Annotated in this window: 13 protein-coding genes; 3 read left to right on the top strand and 10 right to left on the bottom strand. The window is 63.5% G+C overall.

Annotation, left to right across the window (positions count from 1 at the left end; all coding sequences use genetic code 11):
• Together WAO18_RS07760 and WAO18_RS07755 are read right to left on the bottom strand one after the other, a co-directional pair.
• On the bottom strand, positions 1–1,770 hold a 1,770-nt coding region (locus tag WAO18_RS07760), incomplete at its 3' end, for an MMPL family transporter (RefSeq protein WP_422205247.1).
• Positions 1,767–2,189 carry an MmpS family transport accessory protein gene (locus tag WAO18_RS07755; protein ID WP_422205251.1) on the bottom strand — a complete coding sequence of 141 codons (423 nt, stop codon included), beginning with the start codon at positions 2,187–2,189 and terminating at the stop codon, positions 1,767–1,769. The genes WAO18_RS07760 and WAO18_RS07755, both read right to left, overlap by 4 nt.
• A gap of 558 nt (positions 2,190–2,747) precedes the next feature.
• On the opposite strand from WAO18_RS07755, the gene WAO18_RS07750 reads away from it, so the two are divergent.
• Positions 2,748–3,416: a response regulator transcription factor gene (locus WAO18_RS07750; RefSeq protein ID WP_422205246.1), complete on the top strand. Its 669-nt coding sequence runs from the start codon at positions 2,748–2,750 to the stop codon at positions 3,414–3,416.
• Here WAO18_RS07750 and WAO18_RS07745 read toward each other — a convergent pair.
• The gene (locus WAO18_RS07745; RefSeq protein ID WP_422205250.1) at positions 3,398–4,756 is read right to left on the bottom strand and encodes a sensor histidine kinase; all 1,359 of its coding nucleotides are present in this window, start codon (positions 4,754–4,756) and stop codon (positions 3,398–3,400) included. The genes WAO18_RS07750 and WAO18_RS07745 overlap by 19 nt on opposite strands.
• A 338-nt stretch (positions 4,757–5,094) precedes the next feature.
• Between WAO18_RS07745 and trhA the strand changes: the two genes are divergently transcribed.
• Together trhA and eno are read left to right on the top strand one after the other, a co-directional pair.
• Complete coding sequence (gene trhA, locus WAO18_RS07740; protein WP_422205248.1) at positions 5,095–5,799, top strand: PAQR family membrane homeostasis protein TrhA; 705 nt, start codon at positions 5,095–5,097, stop codon at positions 5,797–5,799.
• Between the two features lie 14 nt (positions 5,800–5,813).
• A complete protein-coding gene (eno, locus tag WAO18_RS07735) occupies positions 5,814–7,097 on the top strand; it encodes a phosphopyruvate hydratase (protein ID WP_422205245.1) in 1,284 nt (427 codons plus the stop codon).
• 13 nt (positions 7,098–7,110) lie between these two features.
• On the opposite strand, the gene WAO18_RS07730 is transcribed toward eno, so the two are convergent.
• The 7 genes from WAO18_RS07730 to WAO18_RS07700 all read right to left on the bottom strand — a co-directional run.
• A complete protein-coding gene (locus WAO18_RS07730; RefSeq protein ID WP_422205244.1) occupies positions 7,111–9,900 on the bottom strand; it encodes a DUF2232 domain-containing protein in 2,790 nt (929 codons plus the stop codon).
• Positions 9,901–10,146: 246 nt separating this feature from the next.
• A complete protein-coding gene (locus WAO18_RS07725) occupies positions 10,147–10,848 on the bottom strand; it encodes an esterase (protein WP_422205242.1) in 702 nt (233 codons plus the stop codon).
• Positions 10,845–11,357 (bottom strand): DUF4232 domain-containing protein, encoded by a 513-nt coding sequence (locus WAO18_RS07720; protein WP_422205240.1) that lies wholly within the window; start codon positions 11,355–11,357, stop codon positions 10,845–10,847. Before WAO18_RS07720 ends, WAO18_RS07725 begins: the two co-directional genes overlap by 4 nt.
• Positions 11,358–11,363: 6 nt before the next feature.
• On the bottom strand, positions 11,364–12,680 hold the full coding sequence (locus WAO18_RS07715; RefSeq protein WP_422205238.1) for a hypothetical protein: 1,317 nt from the start codon (positions 12,678–12,680) through the stop codon (positions 11,364–11,366).
• Positions 12,681–13,471: 791 nt separating this feature from the next.
• Positions 13,472–13,882, bottom strand: a complete 411-nt coding sequence (locus tag WAO18_RS07710) for a cupin domain-containing protein (protein WP_422205235.1) — start codon at positions 13,880–13,882, stop codon at positions 13,472–13,474.
• 50 nt (positions 13,883–13,932) lie between these two features.
• On the bottom strand, positions 13,933–14,691 hold the full coding sequence (locus WAO18_RS07705; RefSeq protein WP_422205233.1) for an SDR family oxidoreductase: 759 nt from the start codon (positions 14,689–14,691) through the stop codon (positions 13,933–13,935).
• 80 nt (positions 14,692–14,771) lie between these two features.
• On the bottom strand, positions 14,772–15,058 hold a 287-nt coding region (locus tag WAO18_RS07700; protein WP_422205231.1), incomplete at its 5' end, for a cupin domain-containing protein.

Raw genomic sequence — 15,058 nt, 5'->3', positions numbered from 1 at the left:
CCAGAAGTCGTCGAAATCCGCGATGTGGTCTCGGATTTCATCCGTGATAGCCGCGGTGCTCGCCGCGGTTTTCGAGCTATCGTCCGCGGCGTTCGCGAGCTTCTTAGTCACGTCGTACTGGCGCTCTAATAGGGCGATCTGGGTGTCGAGGAAATCGGTGATTTTCTTGATGTCGCCGGTACGGGCCTTCAAGTAGTTGAGGTTGTCGCGGATCGGCGCGCTTTGCACACTGAGCTGGAACGGAATCGATCCGTCTTCAATTGGCGGGCCGAGGGGCCTGGTGATGCTCTGCACCCGTTCGATGCCCGGCACCCGGAAGATGGCGCCGGCGATCTTGTCCAGAACCAGCATGTCGGTGGGATTGCGCAGATCGTGGTCCGATTCGATCATCAGCAGGTCCGGGTTCAGACGGGCCTGGGTGAAGTGTTGATCGGCCGCGTTGTACGCCTTCACTGACGCAGCGCTCTGCGGTAGGTAGTAGAGGTCGTTGTAGCGCGGCTTGAAGCCCATCAGGCCTAGGGCGCCGACGATCGCCATGATGACGGAGATGGCGAGGATGGGCGCCGGCCACCGCACGATGGCTGTCGCCAGACGGCGCCACCGGGTGTAGTTGAACTCGCGCTTCGGGTCGAAAAGGCCGAAGCCGCTGGCGAACGCGATCAGGGCCGGCGTCAGGGTCACCCCGGCGGTCACCACCACCAGCAGACCTACTGCGCACGGGAAAGCCAGCGAACTGAAGTAGGGCAGCCGAGTGAATTTCAGACAGGCCAGCGCCCCGACGATCGTCAAACCCGAGCCCAGCACCACCTTGGTGACACCGGCGAAGGTGTCGTAGTAGGCGGCTTCGCGGTCCAACCCCCGCTCGCGGCCCTCCTGGTAGCGGCCGACCATGAATATCGCGTAGTCGGTACCCGCCGCGATGGCGAGTGCCGTCAGCAAGTTGACGGCGAAGGTCGACAGCCCCATGATGCCGGTGTTACCCAGCAGCGCTACCACGCCTCGACCGGTCGCCAGTCCGACGAACAGGATGACCATCGTCAGCAGCACGGTGCCGATGGATCGATAGACGAACGCCAGCATGATCGCGATGATGATGATGGTGATGATCGTCATCTTGGCCAGGCTCTTATCGCCGACAACGATCACGTCGGCGGTCAGGGCTCCCTGACCGGCGACGTAGGCCTTCACCCCCGGCGGCGGCTTCGAATCCGCGACGATTTTGCGAACGGCGGCAACCGACTCGTCGCCAACGGCACCGCCTTGGTCACCGCGCAGATTGACCTGGACGTAGGCGGCCTTGTGGTCGTAACTCTCGACACCCGAGGACGTGAATCGCTGTCCCCAGAAATTCAGCGCATGCTCGACGTGTTGGTGGTCCTGATTTAGCTTTTTGACCAGGTCGTCGTAAAAACGGTGAGCGTCCTGGCCGAGAGGTTTCTCACCGACCAGGGTCACCAGGACGAGGTTGTCGGAGTCGTACTCCTTGAACTTCTCCCCGATGTGCTTCATCCCGGTCACCGAAGGCGCGTCGGATGGCGAGAGCGGCACCGAGACTTCCTCGGCAACCTTCTCCAACTGTGGGACGAAGACGTTGACGCCGACCGCAATCAGTAGCCAGACAATGACGATCGGCAGCGCCAGGACGCGGATGGTGCGCGCAATTCTCGGTTTGCGCTCAACTTCGGTGCGCTGCGCGACGGGGATCTTGTCCGTGTCGCTCGTGTCGTCGGTGTCGCTCGTCTCGTCGGCGTCGCTCGTGTCGTCGGTCACGCGGATTTATCCAAGCAGGAAACCTGCGCGTCGCGCGTGTTGACCTGTTGTTGATCGACCAATTTGCCGTCGACGGTGATCCGGCAGCCGATGGAGGGGCCGTCACCTTGGGCAACGACGTAGGCGAAGATGCCGGGCATCTCGGCGACAATCGTCTTCGACCACGGCAACGTGGTGAAGCTGGCCTTCTGCGGTAGTGACTCCGCGTCCATCCAGTTGACGACGCCGGTCGTCCCGGGCGGTCCCAGGATTTCGTAAACGGCAGTCTTGGCCGCGTACGGCGGGGTCGCATCCCGGGGATCAGGTTTGGGCAAGCCAGGTCCCGGGAAGACGCCGTTGAGTCGCATCACTGCAATGCCGCCGATGATCAGTGCCACCACCACGACCAGCGGAACCCACGCCCGCTTGAGAAGCCTCAACACCGTGCCCCCCGCTCAGGAATGCTCGATGGGCTGATATTAAGGCATCTCGTCGCGTGCGCCACCGCTAGCCGAACGCCATAGCGGTCGAGTTAATTCCTGCGGCGCGCCGTCGCGTCGGAGCCGCGCCGCCCGCCCGGACCGCAGCCGTGCAGCTCGTCGTGCTCCACCTGATCAGTGTGCTCGGCGAACACGCGACGCCTGAAATCCGCACCGATTTGAGGCCATGGCGCGTACCCTGACCTGCATGGCTATCAGGACCAAGGCCAAGACTAAGACCAAGACGTGCGTTCATTGCGGCCACACGTTCGAAGTGACCGACCCACGGTGTGACCTGGCTGATCCGCACTGGCTTCCGAACGCATCAAACTATTGTTCGCCTGAATGCAGTGACCGATACCACTGCGATATGGTGCATTGCTGCTCGACCCACGTGAAAGACAAGGCTCGGCGCGACGCCGCCAAGGCGGCGCAGCGCGAAAGTTAGGCCGTTCGACGACGATCCGGCTGGTGCGTCATGACCTTTCGCGGGCACGGCCCGCGAAGTAGCGTACCGACGTGAGAGTTTTGCTCGTTGAGGACGAGCCACGGTTGTCGGCAACCCTGTCGAAGGGGCTGCAGGCCGAGGGTTTCGTCGTCGTCGCCGTCGGCACAGGCGTCGATGGCCTATACGAGGCAACCGAAAACAGCTTCGACGTTGTGGTTCTCGACATCATGCTTCCTGGCCACAGCGGATATGAGGTGCTCCGGCGGATGCGGGCCCGGGAAGTATGGACACCGGTGCTCATGCTGACTTCCAAAGATGGTGAGTACGACGAGACCGATGCGTTCGACCTCGGAGCGGATGACTATCTGACGAAACCGTTTTCGTTTCGGGTCCTCGTCGCGCACCTGCAGGCGCTGGTCCGTCGCGGCGCACCAGAGCGCCCTGTGGTGTTGACCGCCGGGTCGCTGTCACTGGATCCGGCTCGGCACACCGTCCAACGCGGTTCGACCCCAATCACTTTGACCCCGCGCGAGTTTGGGCTGCTCGAGTTTTTGATGCGTACGAAGGACATGGTGGCGACGAAAGCCGAAATATTACGCAACGTATGGGATGCGCACTATCAGGGTCCTGACAATGTTGTCGAGGTATATGTGGGATATCTACGACGCAAGATCGACGTTCCCTTCGGTACCAACACTATTGAGACAATCCGAGGCGTCGGTTACCGGCTGACGTGCTGAGGCAACGCCACGACGATCTTGGTCCCACCGCCGGGTCGATCGTCGATAGTGACCGTGCCGCCATGCGCGGCCGCGACCTCGGCGACGATCGCTAAGCCCAGGCCGGTGCCTCCGCCACTGCGGGCGCGGTCTGTGTCCAGGCGCACGAACCGCTCGAAAACCCGGGCTCGGTCAGCTGGGGCGATACCTTGCCCGTCATCGCTGACGGTGAGTACGACACTGCTGTCTCGGCTACCCACGTGGATCTCGACGCGCGATTTGGCGTGGCGGACAGCGTTATCCACGAGATTGCGGATCATCCGCGAGACCGCTGCCCGGTCGCCGATCAAACGCGCCGGAAGGATTGCGGTGTCGATCGTGCAGCCGTCGCGCCGCACACGGGCAGCCTCCACTTCGGCGAGTTCGTCGAGCGGCACCTCGTCGTTGCGCATCAGCAGGCTTTGTTCATCGGCGCGGGCCAGCAAGAGCAAATCGTCGATCAGGGCCCGCATCCGGTGCGCCTCGGGAAGTAGGGTGTCGACGGCCAATTCCGTATCAAGCAGTTCCGGATGCGCCTCGGCGACTTCCAAACCGGAGATGATGGTGGACAGCGGGCTGCGCAGTTCGTGAGAGGCGTCGCCGACGAATCGCTGTTGCGCCCGGTGGCCGGCTTCGAGGCGCGCCAGCATTTCGTTCATGGTGACTGCCAGGGCTGAAATTTCGTCACGCCCCGTAGGCACGGGTACCCGCTCGGCCAAATAGGAAGTCGAGATTTCAGCCACCCTGCTGCGGATTGCGTCCACCGATTGCAGTGACCGGCGAACGAGTCGGTAGCTCGCGGCTGCGGCTACCCCGCCGATGATCGGGGCGCCGCCGGCCAACAGCAGCGCGACGGTACGCACAGTCGCCTCGACCGCCTCGCTACCTCCGCCGACCAGCACGGTGTACTGACCCGACGCAGCAGTGACCTTCTGACCGCTCACACGCATGTCGTCCTCGGTCACCGCATCGTCTGGCAAACCGCGCCGCAAGTTGAAGTCGAACTCGTTGATGGGTATCAGAGGCGTGGCGGGTGCGGACCCGGCCCGCTTCACCACCCTGCCGTCAGGGTCTATCAATTGGATTGCGACCACGCGCTGATTGGTGGTAAAAAGCGCGCTGTCGAGATGGTCGGGCGAATCCGAATGCAGGGCGTCAACAATGCCGCGAACTCTGCCCGCGCTGGCGTCGTCGACACCCGCTAACAACGACCGGTACAAGAGTAGGCAAAAGGTCACGCCGGCGAGTGCAAGAGTGACCAGAACAACCACTGCCGAGACCGCGGCTGAGCGAGCGGAGATACCCAAATTGGGCAGGCGCATCCGATGCGCGCGCTCGCTCCGCCCCAGCGGCCCGGAAGACACCCACATAGTCTGATCCTGCAGGGCCGAAACCGGCTGGGAACGGCGTAGTCGACCGCCTTATCCGCGCCGGGCACCCGGCCCGATGCCCTTCTCAGCGGCTTCTCAGCGACCCGCTCCTACTCTGGCGCTCCCATGTTGACGGACGCGTTTTCCCGCATTGTGAAAGCGGTTCCTCAATGCGGGAAAGAGTAACGGCCCTATAACGCAGATCGCTTGGTGCAGAGGCACTTGACGGGATCCAAGTTGCAAGCAAGGGAGGGATGTTGAGCCATCACATCGATGCCATCCCCCGCTCCATGGCGCGCCGGAGGGCCTCTGATTCCCGCGGTACCGGACGTTTCGCCGAGTCCGAGGCCGGTGTTCTGAGCAAGCCACGGTTGCGCGGATGGATCCATTTTTATTGCGCCTACGCGGCGCTGGTAGCCGGTTCGGCGCTGGTCGCGGTGTCGTGGACTGTGACATCGACTCGAGCTGGTCACGCGACATTGGCTTATGCCTTGGCCATTGTGGCGATGTTTACCGTAAGCGCCACCTATCACCGTGTCAGTTGGGGTTCGACAGCTGCCAGGAACTGGATGAGGCGGCTCGACCACTCGATGATCTTCGTGTTCATCGCTGGCACCTATACGCCGTTCGCCAGGCTGGACATGCCACCGTCGACTGGGCACCAGGTGTTAGCCATCGTGTGGGGCGGCGCGCTGGCCGGGGTTGCGTTAACGCTGTTCTGGCCCGAAGCGCCCCGCTGGCTGGGCGTCGTGCTCTATTTGCTGCTCGGCTGGGTGGCGGTTTCGTATGCAGGGATGATCCTGCATAACGCGGGCGTGGCCGCGGCGGTACTGCTCGCAGTCGGCGGTGGGCTTTACAGCCTCGGTGCGGTTTTTTACGCACTACGCTGGCCCGACCCTTGGCCTGCGACCTTCGGCTATCACGAGATGTTCCACGCGCTTACCGCAGTCGCGGCGATGTGCCACTTTGTAGCGATCTGCGTCGCGGTGTTCTAAGACCGGGGAGGCCGTTGATGAAGATCGCGTCCGTCCGCGCCCGGCAAGTGCTGGACTGCAAGGCCCGGCCGTTGTTAGAGGTCGAAATCACCACTGACACAGGTCATGTCGGCTGTGGCGCAGCGCCGACGGGCACTTCGGTCGGCGAGCACGAGGCGTTCGTACTGCGTGACGAAGACCGGTCGGAATACAACGGGCTGAGCGTGCACCGCGCCGTGTCGGCCGTGACCGACGAAATCGCACCCGTTCTGGTCGGCGCCGAACTCGACGACCCGCGGTCCCTGGACCGGATCATGATTGAGCTAGACGGCACACCGGACAAGCATCGCCTTGGCGGAAACACGGTCTATTCCACCTCGATCGCACTGTTGCGCGCGGCGTCCGCGGCGGCGGGAATGCCCACCTATGCCTATGTCGGTGCACTGCTAGGACTCGAACCGCCAACCACCGTGCCGACGCCTAGCTTCAACATGATCAACGGTGGCCGCTACGGCGATATCTTCCAGACATTCAACGAGTTCCTCGTCGTGCCCTATCGCGCCGAGTCCATCGAGTCGGCCGTCGAAAAGGGTGTAAGCCTTTTCGGCACGCTTGGCGAGGTGCTCGCGCGACGGCTTGGCCGAGCGCCGCTGATCGCAGCGTCGTACGGGTACATCGCTCTGTCCAGCGACCCGCGCGTCGTGATGGAGGTGCTGGCCGAGGCGGTCGAGCGCGCCGGCTGCGCCGACCTGATGGCATTTGCACTTGACTGCGCGTCTAGCGAGGTTTACGACAAGAGCACGCAGACATACGCATTGAACGGTGAGCGGGTGACTGCGGAGGCTCTGATCGACTACGCCCGCTCATTGTCGGAGGACTTCCCGATGGTGTTCATCGAGGACCTGCTCGACGGAGACGATTGGGATGGCTTCAGCAAAGCGACGCAGACCATTGACCGCTCGATCATCCTCGGCGATGACTTGATCGTCACCAACCGCGAGCGCCTGGAGCGAGCCGTAAAGACCTCGGCTGTCGAGGGTTTCATCATGAAGCCCAATCAGGTCGGGACGATCGCCGAGGCGCTCGACTGCTTCGAATACGCCGCGCGGAACGGGATTCTGACGATCCCGTCGGGCCGTTCGGGCGGTGTCATCGGCGATGTGGTGATGGACCTGGCGGTGGGGTTGGGTGCGCCGCTGCAGAAGAACGGCGCCCCGCGCTCGGGCGAGCGCATCGAGAAACTCAACTTCCTGCTGCGCGCGGCCGAACGTATTCCGAACTGCGCGCTGGCGGACGTGTCGGCATTGGTGCGGTTCTGAGGGCTGTCGGCCACTAAGCGCCTGGCAGCAGCGCTGCCACGCACACCGCCAAGGCGATTGAAAGTGCCACCCAGTCAGCCTGTTTCGGCCTCGACGAGACGGCCGAGATCTGACCTGTGCCGCCGCGGGCGGTGATCGCATCGCCCATCTCGTCGGCCCGTCGCAGTGTCACGGTGATAACCGCAACAATCAGGTCGATGACGTCCGCCGCCATTTGCCTGACGCGGGCCCTGCGGGTGGGCGGCTTCTCTTTGGGCCGCAACCGGCGAGCGGCGTAGAGCACCCGGAACTCGTCGATCAGCATCGGGAAGGTGCGCAGCGCGAGCGCCAATGCGACCGACCAGTCGTCGACCGGGATGTGCAATGGTCGCAGTCGGCGACCCAAAGTAGCTACCGCGGGGGCGATTTCGGCGACCTTGGTCGTCCACGACACCAGCGCACCCATCCCGAGCAACACGACCGACAGCGCGGTGAAACGCAAAAAGTCCAATAGTCCGCCGAGACCGAGCGTGACGGTGCCCACCTGGATCTGCGGACTGCCACCGGCCAATGTCGCAGCGATACCGACGATGACCAGCATGATCCACAGCAAGCGCGGCGCTGACGGCAGCACGCCCCGAGGAATACGGGCGACCCAAACTCCCGTCAGCACGAGCGCGGCCACAAGTCCGATCGCCACCCACCCCGGGCACAAAGTGAGCAATATCGAAATGCCGAAGGCGATAAGTAGTTTGGTGCCTGCCCACAGCTCGTGGATGGTGGTGTGCCCGGGCACCGGACGCAGCAACACAACGGGTCGACGTGGTCGACGGGTCGGGTGCTGCGGCGGCGCGGGTGCCGTCGAATCACTTATCTGAGCCGCCACGGACGACGGTTCCAGCAGACCGTCGCGCAGGCGCAGAGTCCGCGGACACAGTTCCTCCAGCCCGGCGAAGTCATGCGAAATGACCACAACGGTCAGACCGGTGTCACGTCGCCGGTCCGCGAGCAGCCGCACAAGACCGCGCTGGCTGGCGGCGTCTAGTCCGGCGAGCGGCTCGTCGAGTATCAGTACCCGCGGCGACCGCGCCAGAAGTCCGGCCAGGACCACGCGGCGCATCTGGCCGCCGCTGAGTTGGTCGATGGGTCGCCTCGCCAGCGCCCCATCCAAACCGACAGCGGCCAGCGCTGCCGTCACTCGAGCGTGATCATCAGGCGAAAAGCCGCCCGCGGAGGCCACTTCCAGGTCGACACGGCTGCGCATCAACTGCAGCCGGGCCGCCTGGAACTGGAGCGCCACGGCACCGACCTGCTCGGAGGCCAGGCGCTCGTCAAGCAGACAGGTGCCGGTGGTGGGTGCGGTCAACCCGGCCATGATCCACGCGAGCGTCGACTTACCAGAGCCGTTGCCACCGTGGATCAGAAGCCCGTCGCCCTCATGCACCACGAAGCTGACATCGCGGAGCGCGGTCTGCGCCCAGGGGGTACCACTCCCGTATTCATGGCCGACGCCGGCGAGTTTGAGCACCGGCGCGTGAGAGTGCTGACCCACCGTGGCCGTCGGCTCGGGCGCGGGCGCGGTCTCGACCATGGCGGTGTTATCCAGCGAGTCGCTGAGATGGATTGTGCGGTCGGCATAATCAGCCTCGTTGTTGTAATGGGTGATGTGCACAAGCGCGGTTTGGTGATGGTCGGTGAGGCCGGACAGCACGGCCAGTAGCGCGTCCCGGCCCTCCTGGTCGACCATGCTGGTGACCTCGTCGGCAATGAGCAGTGCCGGCTCCCGCGCCAGCGCGGCGGCCACGGCGAGGCGCTGCAGCTCTCCGCCGGACAGGCCGCCGGTGTCGCGTTCGGCGAGGCCGAGCAGCCCGACTTCACTGAGTAATCGGTTGACATCGGTGGTCTTGCCGGGAGGCAGTCCCCACACCACGTCGTCGGCGACCCGCGTGCCCAGTACCTGGCTTTCCGGGTGCTGCATGATGACGGCTGTGCCACCGAGTTGACCGAGACCCACCGCACCAAGGCGTTCGACCGTGCCCGAGGTCGGTTCGCGGCCGGCCAGGATCAGCATCAGCGTGGTCTTCCCCGAGCCGTTGGCGCCGGTGACCGCGACATGTTCGGCTGGCCGCACATCCAGGCTGACCGCACTCAGTGCATCGTGGTCGGTGTGCGGGTAGCGGAGGCGCACCTCGTCCAGCCGCACCGGGACCGGCTGGATCGGCCCGGCAATGGTCGACGCGTCGAGTTTGTGCACATCGGGGATCCCGTCCAAGCGCGCCAGCACGCGCGAGAGCGCCCACCAACCGATCAGCGAGGCACCCATGATGGTGACGACGGCGATTACGAGGGCGAGCCACTGCCAGTAGTTCAGCGCTTCGGCGAAATTCCGCCTAAGCTCCTGCGCGACCGGCTGCAGGTGCGGCGCCCGCGCCAGGATTGTTGCGAATCCGTCTACGGCGGCGGTGATCGCGTGGAACAACAACTGCCGAATGTTCGCCAGGACCGTCAACGCAATGACCACTGCAGCACCGACGACAACACCGGCGCCAACGGACGCGACGGTGACCGTCGGCGCGCCGTGACCGCGGCGTTTCACGATTCCAGCCAGCCCACCGACGTAGGCGCATAGCGCGACCGCCCCGAATCCGCTCAAGCCGACCACCAGGAAGCCGATCACCGCGGCTGCGACCGTCGCGGTGATCAAAACGCTTAGCCGGTAGCGATAGGCCAGCAGCCCCATCGGCACGGCGCCAAGCAGTCCTAGGCCCCCCGCGTGTGGAAGGACGACCGCAATAATCGCGACCGCTGCGCACAGCGCGCCCATTACCGATGCATGCGCCAGTTCGCTCGGCCGTAACGACCCAACCTGACCAACGCCGCTCGCCAGGGAGGTGCGACAGTCGTCGGCTTCATCCTGCAAAGGCGCCCGATTCATTGTGGTGCGCCACCCAAGCGAGCCCACGACCCGCGAGTCCGGCAGGCGAAGCGGCCCATTCTACGCATAAGGGCCAAGCGTATGAATTGGTGTTGAGAAGTCGCTGAGAAAGTCGCTGACCTCGATGCGGGCCTCTCAGGCGAGCACCGATGCCAGCTCCGACTTGGGTATTGAGATCTGCTGTGGGCCTGCAACTTCAGCCAGCCACATGCCCTGCGGGATATAGAAGATGACTGCCTCATCGGTGAGCGCAAAGTTCTGATACGTCCGTGCCCTGAGCGTGTTGTGCGGAGCTGGGCCGCCGTAGCCCTGCCAGTGCTTGTCCATCTCGCGCTGGACGATCGGGTCGAGCGCCGCGACCGGGTCGGCGCCCGGTTTGAACAAGGCGTCGAACGTGATCGGGCTGTGTGTGCTTACGTCGTAGTTGAACGAGTGGAATCCGGTTACGGGATGGGCACCGGTGTCGCCGTACAGCTCGAGGACGACGCTTTGCGTGCCCGAGGCCGCCGTTCCCGATGTGAACGTGTGCGGGCGCACCCCGTGCTCGTACGGCCAGTCCCTCGGCGGGAGCGTGGTGATGAAGTCCAGGAACTCGTTCCTGTCCTTATCGACAAAGGCGGTCACCGCCTGTTGGTCCGAATAGCCAAGTGGATAACTGACATCGATCGAGTAGGTGGCGGTTTTGGTCTCGATGTGGCACGTCTGATCGGCCTGCACTGTCCCACCGAGTTCCGCGCAGCCGGCGGCCGGAGTTGCGGGCCGTGCGGACGCGGGGAAGCCGAATACCGTTGCGCAGAAGGTAGAAACGGCCAATGCGATGAGCGACGTGCGGGTCACCACTGCGATCCCAACGGGTGTACCTGAAGTTCGCAGGTGTCGATTCTGACTGGGACAGTGAAGGTTTCGGTCGTATCGGGTGCGGTGACCAGGAGCTCGGTGTACGTCGGGCACAGCCGGTAAGGATCGTTCTTGTCCGCGGCGACGCCCTCCACCACGGCGTACTGCGGCTGGTCGGCGGCCACCGTCACAGTCGGCAACCGGTCCGTCCGCAGGCCGCCCTGGAATCCGGACAATGTGCGTTCGGCGTGCAGCAGCGGGCCACCGCCTCCGGTGTCGACACCGGGGTAACCGGTGAGCGTGCACGGCTGATCACCGCGTGTCAGCACGAATTTCAGTACCACTTCGCGATGACCGGACGCGGACTGGTGCAGTCCATATTGCGCCACCACCTGTCCGGTCCGGCAAGGCAGCGCAGAATCATCGGCATGCGCGAGAACAGGAATTCCGATCGCAACTGCGAAAGCCGCTGCAGCCGAAGCTAATACGGCGGATCGATACGGTGTCAAGGCGTCTCACTTGTTGCTCGGATAAAGACGGACGCCCTCGACGCCGCCGCCCTTGGTGATAGGTGGTCCGAGCAGCACGGTCGAGGTGTTCGCCGTGGGATCGTAGGTCACCAGCGAGTTCCCGCCGCCGCAGCCGACCTGGCCGACGACCACCAGCTTGTCGCCGCTCACACCCGCAAGGCCTGCGCTGTCGCTGACACCGGGCATCTTCACGCGTTCGGTATGGCCGTCTGGCGTCAGCCGGGACACGAACGTGGTGCCACACGCCCCCGCGGTGGGGAGGAATATGCTGCCCGCCGCCTGGAATGCGTTCCAGTTGCCGTAATTGCCTTGGAAGCCGGGCGCATTGTCGTGCGTGTTGACCGCGGTCAACGCCGTGGGCTTACCGCCGTTTAACGGCACCTCCCAGAGTTGCTCCCCTGCGCCGCCTTTTTCTGCGTCGCAGTGCGTGAGGATCACATCGGGGGCCCACCACTTCACCGGCGAGCACATCGCCTTCGGCATGGGCGCGGGCAGCGTGCGGACGATCGACCCGCCATTGGCCATCACCACCAGGCTGTTGTCGGTCCTGGGCACGATCTCGTTGCCGAGATTCGCGGTCCCCAGCACCAGTTGTGACCCGTCCGGCGATTCGATGTAGTCGCCGCTGAACTGTCCTGCGCCGCCGAGATCCTTGGTCGGGTAGACGAATTGTTCCTTGCCCGCCATGTCCATCCGCTTCAGCGTGCCGGGCTCATTGCCGTTGTAGCTGGTCGACGACAGGAGGGCCTTGCCGTTCGGGCGGGTGTACTTGAGGGTGCCCTTGTTGGGGACGGTGGTCCGCACGCCGGTGTGCAGATCGAGAGAGATCGCGTCACCGTGCCCTCCGTACTCCGGTGTCAGCAGTGCGTGGCTACCGTCGCCCGACCAGTCGGCGATCCTCGGTGCGCCTTCGCCCGCGGGGAACTCGGTGATCGAGTACCGGTCGCCGCCCGGACTGACGAGATACAACACGTCGATCACGGTATCGGGGGCAGGGTCACCCGGTGGCGGCGCGTTGCCGGGCCGGTGCGGAGTGGCGGGCGTCCACACCGCCAGCATCCAACCCGGACCGACCTGCGCCCAGGGGACGTCGCCGATGCCACGCGCGACGCCCTGCGCGACGGCGGGCTTCGTTGCGGGCGTGGTGCCGGGCGCTGATGTAGCGGCCGATGTGGCCGAGCTACCCGGGCTGGTGGTAGTCGAAATCAGTGACGACGAGCAGCCGGCCACGAGCAGCGACGCGGATGCGAATATGCCGAGTCCAGCGCGCCAGACTGCGACCTGCGTCGAAACATGCTTCATAACGGTTCCTTTCGCAAAGATGGGTGATGCAGTAGTAATTAGCCGGGGATCCGATCAATCCCCGTCCGGGCGAAACGCTCGACGGTGTCGCAGTACTCGTAGGCCGTGGTGGCCCGACAGACGCGGTTGCCGTCCAGGAGAACCACGATCGTGGTGGACGGCGGCGTCACCTTCGGCTCGAATACGCAGACCGCTTTGACCCAAGCCCGCCGACGGCCTGGGCGCCCGGCACGGCTCCGGCCTGAACCAGATCGGCGCGTACCTCGTCGGTCATTCCTGTCACGTCATTTCCTTTCCGGACACGAATGCTGCAACCAACGCCTTAATGAATCCTTGACATCTGCAATCAGGCTCACGATTGCTGGTCAGACCACTGTTGTCTGGCAATTGGACGGCGACGCAAAGTCCTGAGTAGGGTCGGCCGTGGCTAAAGGGCGCGAGACGCATGGGCTGGACCCGGTATCGCGATCAACCGATCCGACCGGAGGGCGCGTCTCGGACTACGCGCCCTTTAACGCAGACTGGCCTTCGAGCGTCAAAAGAGTGGAGCTATGGGGATTCGAACCCCTGCCGTAACCAGGCAAACCGCGGCCTTATCTGCGGATCGTTTCCGGGTGTTGACCGCGTCAAGAGTAGCTGGATTCGGCATGAGTGCCTGCTTCGCCAGTGCCTGCCGTAGCCACGCCCCGTTACAAACGTCGCAGACCACAAGCGCGAGTTGACTGTTAGCGCGTGGATACTCGCCTCCTCACACTGTGACAACGGGTGGGTGCTTAAAGTGCCCGAGCCATTCAACTGGTGACGCGCAGTCCCTTTCGCTCCTCAAGCTCCTCCCCGGTAACACGTTCGAGCATCGGTTGCCCGGGCGCGCAGAACAATGTGAGGACAAAGCTACAAGGAATGTCAGTCCGGTTGTTAGCGTTTTCATAGTGGATCACGTCGCCGCCGAGCCCCCAGAACGCGTCTCCGGCACGGAGGACGCGTGGCGCCTCACCCTCGAGTTCGAACAACATTTCACCGTCAATCATGTAGCCGAATCCCGGACCGCCAGGAAGGCGATGTGGTGGGTAACCGACAGCGCCCGGTGGAAGGTTGATGAGAACAGTCATCACGTGGGCATTTTCAGGAAGAGACGGTGACCGTACTTCCTGCAGCACTGTAATTGTCGATTTCGATTCGGAGTCAGTCGTGTCCCGCAACATTCGTTATCCTCCTGGTGCGATTGAGATCACTTGATTTCCATTCGATTTCCCTAAATGCGGCGGCTGGAGTATGCGTCGATCCAGTCGGAGTATCGGGTAGTGAAGATGGTGGCGTTCTCGTCGGGTGCAAGGCTGTGATCGTCGATCACCGCACCGAAGTATGGCGCCTGAGGGTCAGTCACGACCCGACGTTGATCACCGGTCGCGGCAAGGCCGGTACGGACAAAGTCGTCCATCCCCATCGCTTCGGGGCCAGCGATCTCCGTTACCCCGTTGATAGGGCGCTCGACTGCCGCGTTGGCCACGGCGGTGGCGACATCGTCGGCCGCGATAGGCCGGAACAACGCGTGTGGCAATCTGACAATGTCTCCGTCTGTCGCGGAATCGGCTAAGCCAATGGCGAATTCGTAGAACGGAGTTGCTCGCACGATCGAATAGGGCCGGCCCGAATCCTTGATCAGCTTCTCCTGAGCCGCTTTCGCGGTGTTGTAGCCGCTGTCTGGCATGATCTGCGCGCCCACTACGGACAACGCGACATGGTGTTTGACCCCCGCTTCCTGTTCAGCAGAAAGAAGATTCGCGGTCGTGGTTGTGAAGAAATGCATCACAGGTTCATCGTCGAACAACGGTGAATCGGCGACATCGACAAGGACATCCGCACCGGCGACGGCGTTGGCGAGGCCTTCACCGGTTAGTGAATCGACACCTGATCGGCGCGAGGCGGGGATCACCTCGTGTCCCTGCGCGCTGAGCTTGGACGCTACTTTCGAGCCGATCAGCCCACGACCGCCGATGACTACGATCTTCATGGTGAACCTTTCAGTATTGCGTTTGACTGGTCACTTCGGTTTGGTGCCTTCCGACGCCGATCGAACCGTCGAAGCCGAGATCAAATAGGTTGACCGGGGTATTTCAAGTCGAAGCGTTTGCATAGTTCGGGGACACTGTCGACATCCATCTCCAGTTCATACCGCGCACAGAGTTCATCCAGGGCCTCTGTCGATATCTTGTCTACACCGCCGAGGTCAGAAAGCTCGTCGAAGAACTGCTCGAACCCTGCGGGGGAAATAATCTCAAGGATGCGGGCGGGCTCGTCGGCCGCATTCCAGAATGTGTGCCATTGGCCTCGTGGCTTGAAAATGAAATCGCCTGGTCCGCCGTAGATCACCTCATCGC

This window comes from Mycobacterium sp., assembly GCF_049278535.1.
GTDB lineage: Bacteria > Actinomycetota > Actinomycetes > Mycobacteriales > Mycobacteriaceae > Mycobacterium.
This window is presented reverse-complemented; position numbering and strand designations above follow the sequence as displayed.

What these genes read in the sequence shown, in the direction of transcription:
- WAO18_RS07745 (WP_422205250.1), bottom strand. Translation starts at nt 4,756, where the DNA reads ATGCGCCTGCCCAATTTGGGTATCTCCGCTCGCTCAGCCGCGGTCTCG.
- WAO18_RS07710 (WP_422205235.1), bottom strand. Translation starts at nt 13,882, where the DNA reads ATGTTGCGGGACACGACTGACTCCGAATCGAAATCGACAATTACAGTG.
- WAO18_RS07705 (WP_422205233.1), bottom strand. Translation starts at nt 14,691, where the DNA reads ATGAAGATCGTAGTCATCGGCGGTCGTGGGCTGATCGGCTCGAAAGTA.
- WAO18_RS07715 (WP_422205238.1), bottom strand. Translation starts at nt 12,680, where the DNA reads ATGAAGCATGTTTCGACGCAGGTCGCAGTCTGGCGCGCTGGACTCGGC.
- WAO18_RS07730 (WP_422205244.1), bottom strand. Translation starts at nt 9,900, where the DNA reads ATGGGCGCGCTGTGCGCAGCGGTCGCGATTATTGCGGTCGTCCTTCCA.
- trhA (WP_422205248.1), top strand. Translation starts at nt 5,095, where the DNA reads ATGGCGCGCCGGAGGGCCTCTGATTCCCGCGGTACCGGACGTTTCGCC.